14 protein-coding genes are annotated in these 18,046 nt (G+C 73.4%); 5 read left to right on the top strand and 9 right to left on the bottom strand.

Features of this window, described 5'->3' with window-relative positions; translation table 11 throughout:
* Positions 1 to 22: 22 nt before the first annotated feature.
* Positions 23 to 532: a DoxX family protein gene (locus ACHFIV_RS02545; protein ID WP_398962794.1), complete on the top strand. Its 510-nt coding sequence runs from the start codon at positions 23 to 25 to the stop codon at positions 530 to 532.
* Here the strand turns inward: ACHFIV_RS02545 and ACHFIV_RS02550 are convergent.
* Positions 439 to 702, bottom strand: coding sequence for a hypothetical protein (locus tag ACHFIV_RS02550; protein ID WP_398962795.1), 264 nt, complete (start codon positions 700 to 702; stop codon positions 439 to 441). The two genes, ACHFIV_RS02545 and ACHFIV_RS02550, sit on opposite strands and share 94 nt — an antisense overlap.
* Complete coding sequence (locus tag ACHFIV_RS02555) at positions 689 to 2,023, bottom strand: PspC domain-containing protein (RefSeq protein WP_398962797.1); 1,335 nt, start codon at positions 2,021 to 2,023, stop codon at positions 689 to 691. Before ACHFIV_RS02555 ends, ACHFIV_RS02550 begins: the two co-directional genes overlap by 14 nt.
* Before the next feature lie 203 nt (positions 2,024 to 2,226).
* Between ACHFIV_RS02555 and ACHFIV_RS02560 the strand changes: the two genes are divergently transcribed.
* Positions 2,227 to 3,516, top strand: a complete 1,290-nt coding sequence (locus ACHFIV_RS02560; protein WP_398962799.1) for a PspC domain-containing protein — start codon at positions 2,227 to 2,229, stop codon at positions 3,514 to 3,516.
* On the top strand, positions 3,513 to 4,208 hold the full coding sequence (locus tag ACHFIV_RS02565) for a LuxR C-terminal-related transcriptional regulator (protein WP_205018411.1): 696 nt from the start codon (positions 3,513 to 3,515) through the stop codon (positions 4,206 to 4,208). The genes ACHFIV_RS02560 and ACHFIV_RS02565 overlap by 4 nt, the downstream gene beginning before the upstream one ends.
* 33 nt (positions 4,209 to 4,241) lie before the next feature.
* Here ACHFIV_RS02565 and ACHFIV_RS02570 read toward each other — a convergent pair whose 3' ends face one another.
* The 3 genes from ACHFIV_RS02570 to ACHFIV_RS02580 form a co-directional block, all read right to left on the bottom strand.
* The gene (locus ACHFIV_RS02570) at positions 4,242 to 4,997 is read right to left on the bottom strand and encodes a GNAT family N-acetyltransferase (protein WP_398962802.1); all 756 of its coding nucleotides are present in this window, start codon (positions 4,995 to 4,997) and stop codon (positions 4,242 to 4,244) included.
* A 12-nt stretch (positions 4,998 to 5,009) separates the two neighbouring features.
* Positions 5,010 to 6,080, bottom strand: coding sequence for a C40 family peptidase (locus tag ACHFIV_RS02575; protein ID WP_398962805.1), 1,071 nt, complete (start codon positions 6,078 to 6,080; stop codon positions 5,010 to 5,012).
* Positions 6,081 to 6,791: 711 nt separating this feature from the next.
* Positions 6,792 to 7,976 carry a C40 family peptidase gene (locus tag ACHFIV_RS02580; protein ID WP_398962808.1) on the bottom strand — a complete coding sequence of 395 codons (1,185 nt, stop codon included), beginning with the start codon at positions 7,974 to 7,976 and terminating at the stop codon, positions 6,792 to 6,794.
* A gap of 449 nt (positions 7,977 to 8,425) precedes the next feature.
* Here ACHFIV_RS02580 and pcrA point away from each other — a divergent pair, with 449 nt between their 5' ends.
* Positions 8,426 to 10,864, top strand: coding sequence for a DNA helicase PcrA (pcrA, locus tag ACHFIV_RS02585; RefSeq protein WP_398962811.1), 2,439 nt, complete (start codon positions 8,426 to 8,428; stop codon positions 10,862 to 10,864).
* 34 nt (positions 10,865 to 10,898) lie between these two features.
* Here the strand turns inward: pcrA and ACHFIV_RS02590 are convergent, their stop codons facing one another.
* The gene (locus ACHFIV_RS02590) at positions 10,899 to 12,485 is read right to left on the bottom strand and encodes a M23 family metallopeptidase (protein WP_398962814.1); all 1,587 of its coding nucleotides are present in this window, start codon (positions 12,483 to 12,485) and stop codon (positions 10,899 to 10,901) included.
* Between the two features lie 297 nt (positions 12,486 to 12,782).
* Positions 12,783 to 13,688 (bottom strand): esterase/lipase family protein, encoded by a 906-nt coding sequence (locus tag ACHFIV_RS02595; RefSeq protein ID WP_398962816.1) that lies wholly within the window; start codon positions 13,686 to 13,688, stop codon positions 12,783 to 12,785.
* Between the two features lie 342 nt (positions 13,689 to 14,030).
* Here ACHFIV_RS02595 and ACHFIV_RS02600 point away from each other — a divergent pair, with 342 nt between their 5' ends.
* Positions 14,031 to 14,444 (top strand): cobalamin B12-binding domain-containing protein, encoded by a 414-nt coding sequence (locus tag ACHFIV_RS02600; RefSeq protein ID WP_033297702.1) that lies wholly within the window; start codon positions 14,031 to 14,033, stop codon positions 14,442 to 14,444.
* A gap of 437 nt (positions 14,445 to 14,881) precedes the next feature.
* On the opposite strand, the gene ACHFIV_RS02605 is transcribed toward ACHFIV_RS02600, so the two are convergent.
* Both ACHFIV_RS02605 and ACHFIV_RS02610 read right to left on the bottom strand, forming a co-directional pair.
* Complete coding sequence (locus ACHFIV_RS02605) at positions 14,882 to 16,507, bottom strand: DUF5691 domain-containing protein (RefSeq protein WP_398962819.1); 1,626 nt, start codon at positions 16,505 to 16,507, stop codon at positions 14,882 to 14,884.
* Between the two features lie 126 nt (positions 16,508 to 16,633).
* Positions 16,634 to 18,028 (bottom strand): SWIM zinc finger family protein, encoded by a 1,395-nt coding sequence (locus tag ACHFIV_RS02610; protein WP_398962821.1) that lies wholly within the window; start codon positions 18,026 to 18,028, stop codon positions 16,634 to 16,636.
* Positions 18,029 to 18,046 lie beyond the last annotated feature (18 nt).

The raw sequence follows: 18,046 nt of genomic DNA on the forward strand, positions 1-18,046 counted from the left end.
GCCAACGGAAGGCGGGGCAGTGATGCGTGGGTACGGCGGCGGTTCCTACGGGCTGGACGAGCCGAGAAGTATCCGGGACCGGGCCCGGCAGTACGCGCTCCTCCCCTTGCGGATCTTCCTCGGCGTCACGTTCGTCTACGCGGGGATCGACAAGCTGACCGACAGCGCGTTCCTGTCGGCGAGCGGTACCGGCTCCGTCGGCGAGACGATGAACGCCGTACGCGACGGCGCGGCGATCCCGGGCCTCGTCGACCTGGCCCTGAACAGCCCCGAGGGCTTCGGCTACGCCCTCGCGATCGGTGAACTCCTCGTCGGCCTCGGCACGCTGGCCGGGCTGTGGGCGCGGCTCGCGGCGCTCGGCGGGGTGCTGGTCTCGCTGAGTCTGTGGCTGACCGTCAGCTGGCAGACCGAGCCGTATTACTACGGCAACGACCTGGTCTACCTCATGGCCTGGCTGCCGCTGCTGCTGGCGGGCTCCGCCGAGTTCTCCTTCGACGCCCTCCGCGCCTCGCGCCGCCGCCGCAGCCGGTAGCTGACCCAGGTCGCCGTGGCCGCCAGCCACAGCCCGCCGAAGAACACGGGGGCGAAGAACGTCCAGGGGGCGTCCCACGCACCGGCCGCGTCCGCCGCGTAGCCGCCCGCCAGGGCCAGCATGACGAGGCCCGCCACCGCGCGGCCGGGCCGGATCTCATGACGCAGCACGGGTGACCTCCAGTTGTCCGATGCCGATTCCCATCCCCAGCTCGACGGTGCCGGCGGGCGTGCTGCCACGGGGAGGCGCGAGGGTCCGCTCGACGTGCCGGCCGGGGCCGACGTCCACGTCCTTGCGCCGGTCGGACGGGAACTGGATGTCGCCGAGGCCCGCCTCGGCGTCCACCCTCACCGTCACGCCCTCCGGTACGACGACGAGCGCGCGGCCCGCCGCGACCTCGATCCTGGTGCGCACGGTGCCGCCCCGAGGGACCGTGATCCGGGACAGGTCGAGCTTCGCGTCCCCCGTGTTCAGCTTGTACTGCGGCTGGACCGCCGCGACCGAGACCGGACGCCACTCCTTGCGGACCCAGTCGGTGCCGATGTCCTCCGGTACGGCCGAGGCCCCCGCGAGCAGGCCCGCCGTGATCACGGCCACCAGGATCGTGCCGAAGCCGGTCCTGCCGAGTACGGAGGCGACCAGCAGGCCGAGGCCGAACACCCCCAGCGCGGCGGCGAGCCCGAACTGCAGGCTGGTCCCCAGCGGATGGGTCTCCCAGCTGAGCCCCGTGCCCAGACCGCCCGCGACCAGGGCGAGCAGGAAGACGGGACCGCCGATCGACCGCGGGCCCCGGGTGCCCGTCGGGCGGTACGGCGGGCGGTAGGGCGCGTCCGCCGTCGCCCTGCTCCTGCCGAGCTCCGCCGCCTCGGACACCGCGTTCGCCGGGCCCCACAGATAACCGGTCCCGGCCGGGCCCGTCGTGCCGTCCTTGACGATCGGCTCCCGCCACCAGGACGGGCCGGCCGGCGTGGGCGGCGCCTTCACCTCGGGCGGCGCTCCGTGGCCGGCGGCGTGCGCGGTGCTCTTCGGAGGGTGCGCCGCCGTGCCCGGTGCGTCCTCGGGCGGGACCGTCCTGCGGTGCTGGGTCCAGACCGAGAAGCCGATCACGGTCAGCGACAGCATCGCGGCGAAGGCGAGCATGCTGCCGTTGTGCAGCATCGACAGCAGCAGCCCGCAGCCCACCAGGGCCAGCAGCAGTGCGATCAGTGAGGCGCCCTCGACCCGGCCGGACAGCAGCCGGCGCGCCTCGTTCTCCTCCTCGCCCTCCAAGGGGAGCAGCAGCCACGCGAAGCCGTAGAAGATCAGGCCGATGCCGCCTGTCACCGCGAGCACGCCGAGCACGATCCGGAAGATGACGGGGTCCACGTCGCAGTACCGGCCGAGCCCGCCGCACACCCCGGCGACCACCTTCTGCCGCGGGCTGCGTCGCAGCCGCGGTGCCGGCTCCGGGGGCGGGGTGACGCCGGGAGCGGCGTCCTGGGGAACGGTCATGGCTCCATGGTGACGGTCCAGGCGCCCCGGTGGGACCCGCGACGACCCTGGCCGATCCCTGATATTGCGTCCCCCTGGCCCCTGAGGCCCCTGGCGCGGGCCCGCCGGGCCCGCGTCTGAGGCCGCCGGTGCCCGGAGGCCTCAGGGTCGAGTCCGGGCAGACCCTGATGCCACGACCCGCCGGAACGTGTGACGATCGGTGCATGCCAGCAGCCACGACCCGAGCCGCGAGCTCCCACGCCCCGGACCCGGAGGAGCCGGCGCCGCGCAAGCTGTACCGCAGCGCCGACGGACGGATGCTCGGCGGGGTCGCGCGCGGGCTCGCCGGGCATCTCGGACTGCCCGTCGCCTGGGTCCGGTTCGTCTTCCTCGGGCTGTTCTTCGCGGACGGCCTGGGCGCCCTGCTCTACGCGGTCTTCTGGACCGTCGTACCGCTCGGGGTCGGCGGGGTGGGCGGGGTGGACAGGTCCCTCTTCGAGACCGCCCCGGACGGCCGGCGCCGACTCCGCAAGCCCGACAAGGGCCAGGTCTTCGCCCTGGTCGCCCTGCTCGTCGGCGCCGTGGTCTTCGTCGGCAACGTCGACATGGGCAGCGAGGCCGACCGCTACGTCTGGCCCGCCCTGCTGATCGGCGCGGGCTCCGTCCTCGTGTGGCGCCAGGCCGACAACGCGCGCCGGGCCCAGTGGATCGAGGTCGGCCGCCGCCGCAGGGTGCTGCACCTGGCCCGGGGACTGGCCGGTGTCGCGCTCGTCGGCCTGGGGCTCGCCGCCTTCATGGTGGTGCGGGGTTCGGCGGCCCAGCTCGGCACCGCGCTGACCGCGGCCATCGCCGTACTCACCGGGATCGCCCTGCTCGCGGGTCCCTACCTGGTGCGGATGACCCAGGACCTCTCCGAGGAGCGCCTGATGCGCATCCGGGCCCAGGAGCGGGCCGAGGTCGCCGCCCACGTCCACGACTCCGTCCTGCACACGCTCACGCTGATCCAGCGCAACGCGGACGACGGCGGGGAGGTCCGCAGGCTCGCCCGCGCCCAGGAGCGCGAGCTCCGCAACTGGCTGTACAACCCGGAGGGCACCGGCAAGGAGGAGGACGAGGAACCGGCGAGCCTCGCCGAGGCGGTCAAGCGGGCCGCCGCCGAGGTGGAGGACAAGCACGGGGTCCCGCTGGAGGTCGTCGTCGTCGGCGACTGCCCGCTCGACGAGAAGCTCGCGGCACAGATGCAGGCCGCACGCGAGGCGATGGTCAACGCCGCCAAGTACGGTGGCGAGGGCGGCGCCGTCCAGGTCTTCGCCGAGGTCGAGGGGCGCACGGTCTTCGTCTCCGTGCGGGACCGGGGGCCGGGGTTCGACCTGGACGCCGTTCCGGACGACAGGATGGGCGTACGGGAGTCGATCATCGGCCGGATGCAGCGCAACGGCGGTACCGCGCGGCTGCGTTCGGTGCCCGGCGGGGGCACGGAAGTCGAGCTGGAGATGGAGAGGGCGAGCGAATGACCGAGAACACCGAAGCGACCGGAGGACCGGAGCGCCGGGTACGGGTCGTCCTCGTCGACGACCACCGGATGTTCCGCACGGGGGTCCAGGCCGAGATCGGCCGCACCGAGGAGACCGGGGTCGAGGTCGTCGGAGAGGCCGCCGACGTCGACCAGGCGGTCACCGTGATCACCGCGACCCGCCCCGAGGTCGTCCTCCTGGACGTCCACCTTCCCGGGGGCGGCGGGGTCGAGGTGCTGCGGCGCTGCGCCCCGATGATGGGCGCGGTCGAGAACCCGGTGCGCTTCCTGGCACTGTCCGTGTCGGACGCCGCCGAGGACGTCATCGGAGTCATCCGGGGCGGTGCCCGGGGCTACGTCACCAAGACCATCACCGGCGCCGACCTGGTCGATTCCGTCTTCCGGGTCCAGGACGGCGACGCGGTGTTCTCGCCGCGGCTGGCGGGGTTCGTCCTGGACGCCTTCGCCTCGACGGACGCCCCACCGGTCGACGAGGACATGGACCGGCTGACGCAGCGCGAGCGCGAGGTGCTGCGTCTGATCGCCCGGGGATACGCGTACAAGGAGATCGCCAAGCAGCTGTTCATCTCGGTGAAGACCGTCGAGTCGCACGTCTCGGCGGTGCTGCGCAAGCTCCAGCTCTCCAACCGGCACGAGCTGACCCGGTGGGCGACGGCGCGGCGGCTGGTCTGAGGGCCGCCCCGCTCGGTCCGAGGGCGGTCCCGCTCAGGCAGGGCCGAGCGAGATGTTGAGCTTCTCGCCGGTCCTGCGGTAGCCGATGCCGGCGTAGACGCGTTCGACGTCGGGGCCGCCCGGTTCCAGCCACACGGTGTCGAAGCCGCGCTCGAAGGCGGTGCGGGTCAGCCAGGCGGAGAGCGCCGCGCCGACGCCCCTGCGGCGGAACTCCTCGGCCACGGCCAGGCCGGCCAGTTCGCCGATCCCCTCGACCGGGGCCGAGCAGCCACCCGCGCCGGCGGGCCGGCCGCCCACGGTGGCGAGCGCCGAGACGCCGCCGTCCGCCGTCGCTCCGCGCAGCCAGGCGACCGCGGCGTCCTCGGGTCCGCCCTCCCCGCCGAAACCGGTGTGCTGGACGGCGGCCGCCGCGGTGAACTCGTCGGCGCCGGCCGGCTCGGCGATGCGCAGGCCGTCCACCGGTCCGGGCGTGAGCAGGCTGCCGGCGGCGCAGGCCATGACGGGCGCGCGGTACTCGACGGTGAAACCGGCCGCCAGCAGGGCCGGTTCCACGGCGGGTGCCCAGGCGGGCAGGAACTCCAGCCTGGGCAGCCGGTCGTGGGCGCGGAACGCCTCGACCAGATCGGTGACGTCCCGGGCGGTGGGTTCCGCGTCCCGGTCGGGGATGGCGTAGTTGGCGAACTTCAGTGCCCAGTCCGGGTTGTGGCGCACCGTGAACGGGCCGACCCGGTAGTGGTCGGGGGAGCGGAGGGCGAGTGAGCGGGCGTAGTCCTGGATGGCGTGGTCCATGGGCCCCGGAGCCTAGGCCACGCGGGTCGCTCCCGCGAACGGCATTTCGCTGACCGGGGCGATGCGGACGGGAGCTCCCGGGCGCGGGGCGTGGATCATCTGGCCGCCGCCGATGTAGAGCCCGACGTGGGTGACCCCGGGGTAGAAGAAGACGAGGTCGCCCGGGGCGAGTTCCGAACGGGAGACACGCTGCCCGGCGTTGATCTGGGTGTACGTCGTGCGGGGCAGGGACACACCCGCGGCCCGCCAGGCGGCCTGGGTGAGCCCGGAGCAGTCGAAGGACGACGGCCCGGTGGCGCCCCAGACGTACGGCTTGCCGATGGCCCCGTAGGCGAAGGCCACGGCTTGTGCCGCGCGGGCGTTGGGGGCGGCGACGGCGCCGCGCGGGGTACCCCGGTCGGCCCGGACGGCGCCGCCGCCGTGCGCGGCGTCGGCCGAGCGCTCGTAGGCGGCGCGCTGCCCGGCGGTGAGGGTGGCCAGGAGCTTGCGCGCACCGGCGAGCTTGGCGCGGACCGTGTCCCTGTGCTCCTCCAGGGCGGCCCGGCGGGAGGCGAGGACCGTGAGCTCGTCCTCCGCCCGGGCACGCAGCTGGGCGAGGTCACCGAGCTGCCGGCGTACGCCGTTGACCGCTCCGGCCTGGCGGTCGTGGGCGCGGGCCTCGTAGGAGGCGCGTTCCAGGTATTCGTCGGGGTCGGAGGAGAGCGCCAGCCGGACGGCGGGGTCGATGCCAGCGGCGCGGTACTGGGCGGTGGCGAACGAGCCGAGGGCGTCGCGCGCCGCGTTGAGGCGCTCGGTCCTGCGGGCCGCCTCGTCGCGCAGTGCGTCGAGGGACTTCTCGGAGGCCGCGGCCTGCTCCTTGGCGCCGTTGTACTTCTCGGTGGCCACCTCGGCGTCGTGGTACAGCCGGTCGACCTCGGCCTCGACCTGGGCCGGGGTGCGCTGGGGGTCAGCCTGGGCGGCGCCCTCCAGGGCCGTCGCGGTCGCCGCCCCGGCAAGGGCGACGGCGGCTGCCGTGCGGGCGGCAGGCCCGGAGAACAGGCGCTGCCTGGGCTTGCGGTGAGCGGCTTCTCGATGGGCGGCCACGGGGGTGGTGCGTCCTTCCGTTCGACTGCCCGTCGGTGGGTGCCGCGGGCCCGCCGGGGTCCGGCGACGGGTCACCACAGGGGGGAGTGGCCCGCCGCCGGATTCCTGGCGGGGCGACCGGGGCACCGCCCGGTACGAGGGCGGTGGTGCAGAACCGGTCACCTGGGAGGGACGCTAAACCCGCGACACGGGAAAGAGGTGTAATGACAGCTATTGCCCGCATGTGCTGTTTCGTTTCCGGCCGATGACCGGGAAAATCAAGCACAGTCCGGCAATTCGCGCAGACCGGGGGTCACCTCATCGGTAAGTCGTACCTGGTCGGAGAGTGGTGATACGGCGCGGCCGGGCTGCGGCCATGGACACGCTCGTCAGCGTCTTCTAGGCCCCTCACATCATCGGTGCCGCTGTCTCGCCCGTATCGCCTTGACGACGGGCGGCTTCCCGACCCGGTGGCGGCCATGGGGCGCGCGGCGACCGGGGCGTGGACAGCATCAGGACCGGTGCGGAGCTGCCGGTCCTGGTCGTGATCCTGGCGTCCGTCCCTGTGGAAGGGGACGCCTCGTCCCTGCGGAACGGGACGAGGCGGAGGCGGGCGCGTCCGCCGCGGTCGGCGGCCCGACGGCCGCCGACGTCCTCACCGCCGCCCTCCGGACCCGAGCGGAACGGGCGGGCCCGCGCCCCCGGACCCGCCCGCCGGTGTCGCTCCGCGTGTCAGGCGGGGCGCACGCTGCCGTAGATCGGCATGGAGTAGATCGACTCCTCGCGGACGTTCGCACCCGGCTTCGGCGCGTGGATCATCATGCCGTCGCCCTTGTAGATGCCGACGTGGCTGATGTCGTCGTAGAAGAAGACCAGGTCCCCCGGCCGCAGGTCCGCCGTGGCGACCCGGGTGCCGACCTCCACCTGGTCCCAGGTGGTGCGCGGCAGATCCACGCCCGCCTCCTTCCAGGCGGCCTGGGTGAGCCCGGAGCAGTCGTACGAGGAAGGGCCGGTCGCCCCCCAGACGTACGGCTTGCCGATCTGGGCGCCGGCGAAGGCCAGCACCTTGCCGGCCTTCGTGGCGTAGCCGCTGTCGGAGCCGGTGCCGCCCCCCGTGCCCGTGCCCGTCCCCGTGCCGCCTCCCGTGCCCGTGCCCGCCTCTTCCTCCGTCTTCCCGTCCTCGGCGGCCTGCTCGGCCTTCTCCTTCGCGGCGGCCTGCTGCCGGGCCAGTTCCTCGGCCTTGCGCCGGGCCTCGGCCTCCTTCTCGCGCTCCAGCTCCGCGAGCCGCGCCTTCTCCTCGGCGGTCAGCTCCGACAGCAGCGTGCGGGCCTCGGCGAGCTTCGCCTGCACCTGCTGCTTGCTGGCGCGCAGCGTCTCCTGCGACCGCGTGAGCGTCTCCAGGCTCTTCGTGGCCTCGACGCGCTTCGCGGCCGCCTCCTTCTGCTGCGTGCGGAAGTCGGCGACCGCCTTCTGCTGCCGGCTCGTCATCCGCGCCATCAGCTGGTCCTGGTCGAAGTATGCCTGCGGGTCGTCGGCGAGGAAGAACGTCGCCGTCGGGGCGATCGAGCCGCCGCGGTACTGCGCCGCCGCGTAGTTGCCCAGCTCCCGGCGCGTCTCGTTCAGCTTGTCGGCCCGCTTCGCCGCGGCCTCGAGCAGCGCGTCCACCGTGGAACGCTGTTCGGCCGACGCGGTCCTCGCCTGGTTGTACTGCTGCGTCGCGGTACCGGCCTGCCGGTAGAGCGCGTCGACCTTCTTCTGCACTTCCTCGATGCTGGGCCTGGGCTCGGCGGGGGTGGCCGTCGCGCTCTGTGCGGAGAGCAGGGTGACGGAAGCGAGCGCCGCCGTCGTGAGACCGACGGCGGGGGTGGTGGTGCGCACCCGGGTGCGCGGCTTGCGATGCGATGCCAAGGCCGGCATCTCCTTCCGTGGACCGCCTGCCCGGTCAGCGATGGAGGTCCCCCAGGCCGTTCGGGCGCTGGGGGAGGGTTCGGGCGGAACGGAAGGCTGCCCTACGGTCCGGTGGGCACGGACCGATTCACCCCGGTGCTGCGTGTGGGTACCCGGTTCCGGGTCCCCTCTCGGGGAGTGCGGATTCGGCGGGGGTGCCCGTGCGGCGCGGTTCGCCTGAGGAGGGTTCGGGGCACCCGTCGGAGCACGCTAGCCAAACCGTGGTGTCCCTGTGAAGGTTGATGTTCGATATGCCCGATACATTTTCGTGACCTTCCCCCGGCGGCTGCCCACGCGGCCGGAAAACGCCCCTCGATCTCACGCACGGTGAGCGCGGCGTCCCGGTACGCGCACGGTGCGCGGTTCCTGTCCCGGAAGCGGCCCGGGCTGTCGGTGCGGCCGCCTAGACTCGTGAGGCGATGAGCAGCCTCTTTGACGACAGTTTCCTGACCGGCCTCCAGCAAGCTGAGGACGCCCCCCCGCCGCCCCCGGAGGAGCACGCCCCCGAAGCGGTGCCGGAGGGCCTCTTCGAGGACGTCTTCGACGCGCCTCCGCCGCCGCGTGACGCCTACTACCGCGACGGCGCCCCGCGCCCCGTCATCGGCTCCGCCGCGCTGCTCGACGGGCTGAACACCGAGCAGCGCGCCGCCGTCGTGCACGCCGGGGCCCCGCTGCTCATCGTCGCGGGGGCCGGTTCGGGCAAGACCAGGGTGCTCACCCACCGGATCGCCCACCTCCTGGCCGAGCGCGGGGTGCACCCGGGGCAGATCCTCGCGATCACCTTCACCAACAAGGCCGCCGGCGAGATGAAGGAGCGCGTCGAGGACCTCGTCGGCCCGCGCGCCAACGCCATGTGGGTCATGACGTTCCACAGCGCCTGCGTGCGGATCCTGCGCCGTGAGTCGAAGCGCCTGGGCTTCACCTCGTCGTTCTCCATCTACGACGCCGCCGACTCCAAGCGGCTGATGGCGCTGGTCTGCCGCGACCTGGACCTCGACCCGAAGCGCTACCCGCCGAAGTCGTTCACGGCGAAGGTCTCCAACCTGAAGAACGAGCTCATCGACGAGGAGACGTTCGCCGGCCAGGCGGCCGACGGCTTCGAGAAGACGCTGGCGCAGGCCTACGCGCTCTACCAGGCGAGGCTGCGTGAGGCCAACGCCCTGGACTTCGACGACATCATCATGACGGCGGTGCACCTGCTCCAGGCGTTCCCGGACGTCGCCGAGCACTACCGCCGGCGTTTCCGGCACGTCCTGGTCGACGAGTACCAGGACACCAACCACGCGCAGTACACCCTGGTGCGCGAGCTGGTGGGCCCGTCCGGCGCGGCCGACGCCCCCGGCGAGCTGTGTGTCGTCGGTGACGCGGACCAGTCGATCTACGCGTTCCGCGGCGCGACCATCCGCAACATCCTCCAGTTCGAGGAGGACTATCCGGACGCGACCACGATCATGCTGGAGCAGAACTACCGCTCCACGCAGACGATCCTCTCCGCGGCCAACGCCGTCATCGAGCGCAACGAGAGCCGCCGCCCCAAGAACCTGTGGACGAACGCGGGCGCCGGTACCCGGATCGCGGGCTACGTCGCCGACACCGAGCACGACGAGGCGCAGTTCGTCGCCGACGAGATCGACCGGCTGACGGACGCCGGGGACGCCAAGGCCGGCGACGTCGCCGTCTTCTACCGCACGAACGCACAGTCCCGTGTCTTCGAGGAGATCTTCATCCGGGTCGGACTGCCCTACAAGGTCGTCGGCGGAGTGCGCTTCTACGAGCGCAAGGAGGTCAGGGACGTCCTGGCCTACCTCCGCGTCCTCTCCAACCCCGAGGACACCGTCCCGCTGCGCCGCATCCTCAACGTCCCCAAGCGCGGCATCGGCGACCGCGCCGAGGCGATGATCGACGCCCTGTCCATGCGGGAGAAGATCTCCTTCCCGCAGGCGCTGCGCAGGGTCGACGAGGCGTACGGCATGGCCGCCCGCTCGGCCAACGCCGTGAAGCGCTTCAACACGCTCATGGAGGAGCTCCGCACGATCGTGGAGTCCGGTGCGGGACCGGCCGTGGTGCTGGAGGCGGTCATGGAGCGGACCGGCTACCTCGCCGAGCTCCAGGCCTCCACCGACCCGCAGGACGAGACGCGTGTCGAGAACCTGCAGGAGCTCGCCGCCGTGGCGCTCGAATTCGAGCAGGAGCGCGCGGAGGAGGAGGGCGCGGGAACACTCGCCGAGTTCCTGGAGAAGGTCGCGCTCGTCGCGGACGCCGACCAGATCCCCGACGAGGACGAGGACGGTTCCGGCGTCGTCACGCTGATGACGCTGCACACCGCCAAGGGACTCGAGTTCCCGGTGGTGTTCCTGACGGGCATGGAGGACGGGGTGTTCCCGCACATGCGCGCGCTGGGCCAGGTGAAGGAGCTGGAGGAGGAGCGCCGGCTCGCCTACGTGGGCATCACGCGTGCCCGCGAACGCCTGTACCTCACCCGGGCGGCGATGCGGAGCGCGTGGGGTCAGCCCTCGTACAACCCGCCGTCACGGTTCCTGGAGGAGATCCCGGACCAGCACCTGGAGTGGAAGCGCAAGGGGCCGATGGCCGCTCCGGCGGGTCCCACGTCCGGCATCACGTCGTCGCTGTCCTCGTCGCGGTCGAAGTCAGGCCCCTCGGGGTTCGCGACCCGTCGCACCTCCGACAAGCCGGTGGTGACCCTCGTGGCGGGGGACCGGGTCACGCACGACCAGTTCGGTCTGGGCACGGTGACGGCGGTCGAGGGTTTCGGCGACCAGGCGAAGGCGACGGTCGACTTCGGCGACGAGAGGCCGAAGAAGCTGCTGCTGCGTTACGCGCCGGTCGAGAAGCTCTGACCGGGGGCCGACCGGCCCGTCGTGCCGGTCGGTCTCAGTTCGGGTTGATGCCGTGGCTGCGGAACCACGGCATCGGGTCGATCGCCGAGCCGCCACCGGGACGCACCTCGAAGTGCAGGTGAGGGCCGGTGGAGTTGCCCGAGTCCCCCGAGTAGGCGATGACGTCGCCGGCCTTGACCGGGCCGGAACGGATCTTCGCGGTGCTGAGGTGGCAGTACCATGTCTCGGTGCCGTCGGCCGCGGTGACGATCACCATGTTCCCGTAGGCACTGTTCAGCTGCGTGCGCACGGTGCCGTCGGTCGCCGCCATCACCGGGGTGCCGTAGCTCACGGGGAAGTCGATGCCCGTGTGCACGGACATCCAGTTCACACCGGCCTGGCCGTACCCCGCGCTGAGGCCGTGCTGCGTCACGGGCAGCGCGAACTTGGGGCGCGCCGCCTCGCGGCGTGCGGCCTCCTCCTCGCGCTTCTTCTTCTCGGCGGCCTGTCGCGCCTTCAGGTCGATGCGCTCCTGCGTGCGGCTGGCGCGGTCGGCGAAGTTCTCGGCGTCGGCCCTGAGGTTGGCCAGCTGGGTGTCCAGCTTGTTGTTGGCCACGGCGGGCTGGACCGTGTCGGCGGCAGCCATGGACGCGGTCTCGTCCTTCGTCTCCTCGCCCCCGCCGACGCTCACCGAGGCGGCGGCGATGCCCGCCACGCTCATGACGCAGGCGGAGGGGACGGCGACGGTGAGGAGCGCGGACCGCTTCGCCGGGGTGCGGCGCCTGCCCCGGCCGCCGCCGCGCGGGGCCGCGGAGCGACCCACCGGACGCGCGGGGACGCCTGCCGGGGAGACCGCGTCGGCGGTCACGTCGGCGAGGTCCGCCGACGGCTCGGGTCCGTCGTCCTCGGGGGTCTCGTCGTACGTGTCCGTGTACACGTCCGTCTGCGGGGTACTGGTCTCGGTGTACCCGGCGTGGTCGTGCGAGCCGGGGGAGTCCTGCGGATCGTGGGAGGCGAACTGGGCTGTGTCGTACGGCTCGTAGGGCACCGACTGGTGTTCGTACGAGGGATACGACGTCTGTTCGGGGGCGTACACGGCGTTCTCGGGCGTGGCGCCGGTGTTCCAGGCGGTGGCGTCGTAGGAGCCGGTGTCCGGGGCGGCGTAGCTTTCGTATCCCGCGGTCGCGAACGCGGGAGGGGTGAAGGTGCCCGTCGCGTAGGCCGTCGTGTCGAACGTCGTGGTGGGGAAGGCGCCGGTGTCGCCGGCCGCCCACTGGCCGGCCTGGCCGGTCATGTCCCAGCCCGCGGTGTCCCACTGGCCCGTGGCGTCCGGCGCCGGGGCGGGGATCGCGGCTTCGGGCGTCCAGTCGGCGGTGGTGTCGTAGCTCTGCGGCGCCTGCGGGTGAGCCTGGGCGCCGTAGGCGTCGAGCGGGGCCTGCTGATGGGCTCCCGTGTCCCAACGGCCGCTGTCGTGACCGCCGTAGCCGTCGTCGTACGCCGGGGCGTAGCCGCCGCCGTACGTCGTCTCCTGGTCGGTGTCGTGCTGACCCGGGAGGGTTCCGAAGAGCGGGTCGGTGTCGAAACTGCCGGTGGACCGGCTGTCGTATCCGGCATACCCGGCGTGGGGGTGCTGGTCGTTCACCAACTTCTCTCTCGCCTCGGCAGCAGGACCTGTTCCGGGGTCCGGTGGGGGGATCCCAGGGTGAGCAGTGGCCGCGACTGTACCCGGCGGTAGCGGAGGACGACAATCTTCGGCGGCTTTCATCCCCTCAGGAAACGGGCAATCGACCGCCTTTCGGTGGACCGGAGGGTCAGGCTTGGCCGTATGTTCGAAATACGTTCTAATCGGCTGAGGAATGAGGGAGTCCGGGGCGCCTCCAGGCCGACGCGTCGAGGCCGGGGCGCGCGTCAGGGCCGGGGCGCGTCAAGGTGAGCGCGTTCAGGCGACGGAGGCGGTGCCGGTGGTGCCGATGGCCGTTCCGTCGGACTCGAGCGCCTGACGGACCGCGGACGCGACCGCGGGATGCACCGGAAGGGCCAGATGGCCGATGCCGGTGACGCGCACGTTCACCGCGTCGAGGTCGGGATGGTCGACGCATGCCGTCTCGACCGGGAGCATCACCCTGTCGAGCTCGCTCCAGAAGCTGATGAACCGTGTCCGGCAGCCCGGAGCCGGACGGCGCAACTCCTCGATCAGTCCGGAGCCGCTGCGCATCTGGCGGACGATGGGATGCGCGCCCGCCAGCGGCGCGGCGGCGGTGCCGCCGTGGGGCGTACCGAGGGTGACCAGCGTGCGTACCCGGCGGTCCCCGCCGAGCCGCTGCACGTAGTAGCGCGCGATCAGGCCGCCGAGGCTGTGACCGACGATGTCGACCTCGTGGTGCCCGGTACGGGCGCAGATCTCCTCCACGTGGCGGTCGAGCAGCTCGGCCGCCGTGCGGATGTCGCAGGTCAGGGGCGAGTAGTTGAGCGACTCCAGATGGTGCCAGCCGTGCCGGGCCAGGGAGCGGCGAAGGAGGACGAACACGGAACGGTTGTCGATGAAACCGTGCAGGAGCACGACCGGCGGGCGGTCGTCGGCCCTGGCGGGCAGGGCGGGCGTGTCCGCCGGACGGGTGGAGACGCCCGGTCCCGCTTCAGGCCCGGTGTCGGAGCCCGGCGGGGAGGTGTCGCGCTGTGGTGGGGAGGGCCTGCGCTCCGGAGTGAGGCCGGACGGATAGAGCAGCACGTGCCCGGCCAGGATCACCAGTTCCAGTGCGGTGGCTCTGACCAGCGTCGACGACAGCCATGCCGGGCGCAGACACGCCCTGCGCAGCAGTGGGGGTAGGAAGGACAGGACCTTCATGGCCGACCTCCTGCACGGCATGCGGGGGAGGCGGCTCCCTGCCCCGTACGCCCTCACGGGGGTCGCTCCGGAGGTGACCGGCCTTCGTGGTGTGGCCGGAGGCCGTACCACCGTGCCGTGCGGCTGACGGCGCGGTGGTACGGCGACCTCGTAGCGGCTCCCTGGCGGCGTTGCCCGCGCGACCCGTGGGCCGCCCGGTGCTGGAACGACGCCGGCGAACATGTCCCATGTGTGATTTCCCCCTCCCGGCCCACCGCGAAACGACGCCGTGCGGGATGCTGTGGATAACGTTCGTTCACATCACCGGCCCTCCGGGCACGGGAAACGCATGTGGAGGCATTGATGGGTGTGACCGGTCCGATCCGTGTGGTGGTGGCCAAGCCGGGCCTCGACGGCCATGACCGCGGGGCCAAGGTGATCGCGCGGGCGCTGCGGGACGCGGGCATGGAGGTCATCTACACGGGGCTCCACCAGACCCCCGAGCAGATCGTGGACACGGCGATCCAGGAGGACGCCGACGCCATCGGCCTCTCGATCCTCTCCGGTGCGCACAACACGCTCTTCTCCAAGGTGATCGAGCTGCTGAAGGAGCGCGAGGCGGAGGACATCAAGGTGTTCGGCGGCGGCATCATCCCGGAGGCGGACATCGCTCCGCTGAAGGAGCAGGGCGTCGCGGAGATCTTCACCCCGGGTGCCACGACGGCTTCGATCGTCGACTGGGTGAACGCGCACGTCCGCCAGCCCGCGGAGGCCTGAGCCGCCGTCGCCACCGTCACGCGGGATGGTCCGTGGCAGGAGCCCACGCGGCCCGGCGCCGTTCCGTGGCGGGAGCGAGCCCGCCGGGTGGCGAGCGGCGGGTGGGCGGGCGTCCTGAGCACCTCGACCGGGCGGTCCCGGCGCTTCGGCCCGGTGCGGTCTTGAGGAGGTGCGAGCGCTTCGCCCCCGTGCGGTCCCGTGCCCCGGGTGCTTCGGCCTGGTCAGGCCCCGGGTGCGGAGCCGCAGACTTCCGCAGTGGCCCCTCCTTGAGCGGGGCCGGAGGGCCGGCCGCCGTGGGACGTGCCGGGTCGGGACGTGCCGGGTCGGGACGTGCCGGTGGGCCGGCTCCGGGCTCGCGGGCCCCCGGCCCCCGCCGCCCTGTCCCTGGGGGGCCGAGGTCACTCGTCCGCGCTTCTCCTGGCCGTCCGGACGGCCGGTCACTCGTGCCCGGGGGCCAGCTCCGCGTCCATCGCGGCGCGCAGGCGCAGCGTGGAGACCAGCCGTTGGAAGGCCTCCGACCAGTAGCCGCCCGCACCCGGGGAAGCACCCTCCGGTTCGTCCGGTGTGGTGGTCAGCACGGCGAGCCGGTCCGCCTCGGCAGGATTCAGGCAGCGCTCTGCGAGGCCCATCACCCCGCTGAAGCTCCAGGGGTAGCTCCCCGCGTCCCGGGCGATGTCCAGCGCGTCGACCACCGACCGGCCGAGCGGCCCGTCCCAGGGCACCGAGCAGACGCCGAGCAGTTGGAAGGCCTCGGACAGGCCGTGCGCGGCTATGAAGCCGGCGACCCAGAGCGCCCGCTCGGAGGAAGGCAGAGTGGCGAGGAGCTGCGACCGCTCCGCGAGCGACACCGTCCCGGGGCCGTTGGCCGGAGGCGTCGAAGGGGCGCCCAGCAGCGCCCGGGCCCAGTCGGCGTCCCGCTGCCGCACCGCGGCCCGGCACCAGGCGGCGTGCAGCTCCGCGGCCCAGCCGTCGGCGACCGGCAGGGCCACCAGCTCCTGCGCCGTCCGGCCGCCGAACCTCTCCCGCCAGATGCCGAGCGGAGTGGCCTCCACCAACTGGCCCAGCCACCAGGACCGCTCGCCGCGACCCGAGGGGGGCACCGGCACCACTCCGTCCCGCTGCATCGCGGCGTCGCACTCGTGCGGGGCCTCCACGGCGACGGACACGGCACCCCCCGTACGGTCGGGGTTCACGCAGGACGTGGCACGGTCCGCCATCCGCCGGGCGAGCGCCGAGTCCGGCAGCGCCGACAGCAGTTCGGCGGCTGTGGCACGGACGTTGCGACTGCGGTCCGCCAGGGCCTCCTCCAAGAACGCCTCGTCGGATGCGGAGAGGCCCGAGCGGAGGGAATCGAGGAACATCAGCCGGTCCTCGGCCCTCTCCGTGGACCAGGTGGTGGTGAGGAGAGCCCGGGCCGCTTCAGGCTCCCGCTCGCGCACGGCGCCGAGCAGCGCGACCCGCTCCGCGAAGAGGCCCTCGTCCCAGAGCCGGCGCACCGCCTCGGGATCCGCTGTGTCCGGCCGCTGCGCGCCGCGTGCCCCCGCGCGCAGCGCGAACCTCCACTCCGGATTGAGCCCGGCCAGCCAACGACCGCGCGGTCCGGCGAAAGCCAGCACGTGCGGTCGCAGGTCGGTGCGGGCTCGCGCCGCGTCCAGCAGGGCGGGGAGCAGTTCCGCCGGAGCCCGGTAACCGTGCGCGCCGGCGGAGGCCAGCCACTGGGGGATGAGCTCGGTGAGGTCGGGAGCGGACCCCCGCCGCCCACCGGCGGGCGGAGCCGAGCGGTCCGCGAGCAGCTGGGCGAGCCTGCGGCGGGCGGCGGCAGGCACAGGCGGCCGGGGGTCGACGGGCGCGGGCACCGGCGGCACGGCCCCCGCGGCCGGCCGCAGGGCCGCCCGGCGCCGCACCGTGTGCACCGCCGCCCTGTCGAGCAGGGCCGCCGGGCCGGCCGTGACGTCTCCCTCCGGGCGGAGAGGGCGCCGGTCGGTGCCGAGCAGCGCCGAGGTGACGAGTTCTTCCCACGGAGCGCTCACGGGCGTCCCGCTCGTCGTGACGGTGGTGGGCATCGGGTTCCTTCCGGTGGTCCGGCGATCGGCGGGTCGAAGCAGGCGGTGGTCCAGGGCCGCGGTCGGGGCTGCGGAGGACGGCCGGTCGGGCGGGAGGCCGGGGCAGGGCGATCCGGCACGCCGACGTCAGGCCAGTGCCACCGCCGCCGTCGGCCCCATGTCGCCGGAGGCCTCGGGGCACCAGGCCGCCAGCGGGTCGAAACCCCGGTGCCCGCACTCGCCGAACACCGTCAGGGGGCTGCCGCCGGAGAGCGCCACGAGCTTCCACAGCCCCGGCCGGGACAGGGCGGAGGGTGCTATCGGCAGGGCGGAACCGTCCGCCGCTCCCACCAGCTGCCAGCCCTCCCCTGACGGTGCGGGTATGACCTCGCGCAGTGTGAACGGCCAGGCGTCGAGCCACGGGTCGTCCAGCAGCGCGGCTCCGTACGCGGCCACGGCGTCGGCCGTCGTGCCGCCGGGCGGCGGTGCCGTCGTGACGACGGGCTCGCCGAACTGCGGTCCCAGTTCGGCCCTGAGCCCTCCCCCGCCCGGATACCGTTTCACCTCGGCGTCTATCACCGCACCCACCGGCAGGGCCTGGGCGGGAGCCCGGCCCGGCGCGCCGTAGGACAGGAGCAGCGCGGTGCGCCGCGAGTCGTTGCCGTACAGCCAGATGCGGCGGGTGACGATCCGCCCGTCCGGTACGTCGTACTGCGCGAGGACCAGCCAGCGATCGCGGACGGCCGGCCCCCCGGCCGACGCCGTCAGCCCGACCCGCGAACGGACGGTCGCCGCCAGCGGGGCGGGCAGCCGGTCGCGCCCGAGCCAGGCCGAGCCGAGCAGGTGCAGGAGAGCACACTCCTCGAGCAGCCGTGCCGGCCACCCGGGCCCGGAGGCCGGGAGCGACCCCAGCTCCCGCACCCTGCCGGCGAGCCCCGGGGCCTGTGCGTCGACCATGCGGGCCGCTGTCTCCTCCCACAGCCCGTAGTCCGACCGGTCCGTCGCAGCCAGTCCGCCGCGCAGCAGATCGGTGAGGCGCTGCTCCAGCTCCTGCGCGCCGGCCGTGACGCGGTCGGCCCTGCGGACGGCGCGACGGGCCGCTGCCCGCGCCGCGGAGTCCCCGTCAGCCGCCGCACCCGGGGGTGCCCCGGCCGGCGCCGGACCCTGACGGTCAGCCAGCCACAGCGCTGCCCAAGCGGGTGGCTCCCGCTCCGGCTCCAGGACCGAAGCCTCCGAACCGAGGAGGAGCAGCAGGCCCAGGACATGCCCGCACGGAGACTGCTCGCGGGAACAACTGCACGTGTGCCGGGGACCGTTCGTGTCGACCGCCGCGCGGTGCCGGGCGCCGTCGCCGTCCGTGCACTCACCCCATGCGACGCCCGGACCACCGCGGCCCGCACCGGACCACGCGTGCGGGGAACCGAGCGCACGGCCCGCCGCGCGCGACTCCTCGTCAGGAGCCAGGTCCAGAACCCGCTCCAGCGTCCTGCGCGCCGTGTGACCGGCGGCGCGCCAGGCTTCTCCCTCGTGAGACAGCACCATGGACCCGACGGTAGGGCG

This window comes from Streptomyces sp. ALB3 (genome assembly GCF_044385685.1).
In the GTDB taxonomy this organism is placed as follows: Bacteria; Actinomycetota; Actinomycetes; order Streptomycetales; family Streptomycetaceae; genus Streptomyces.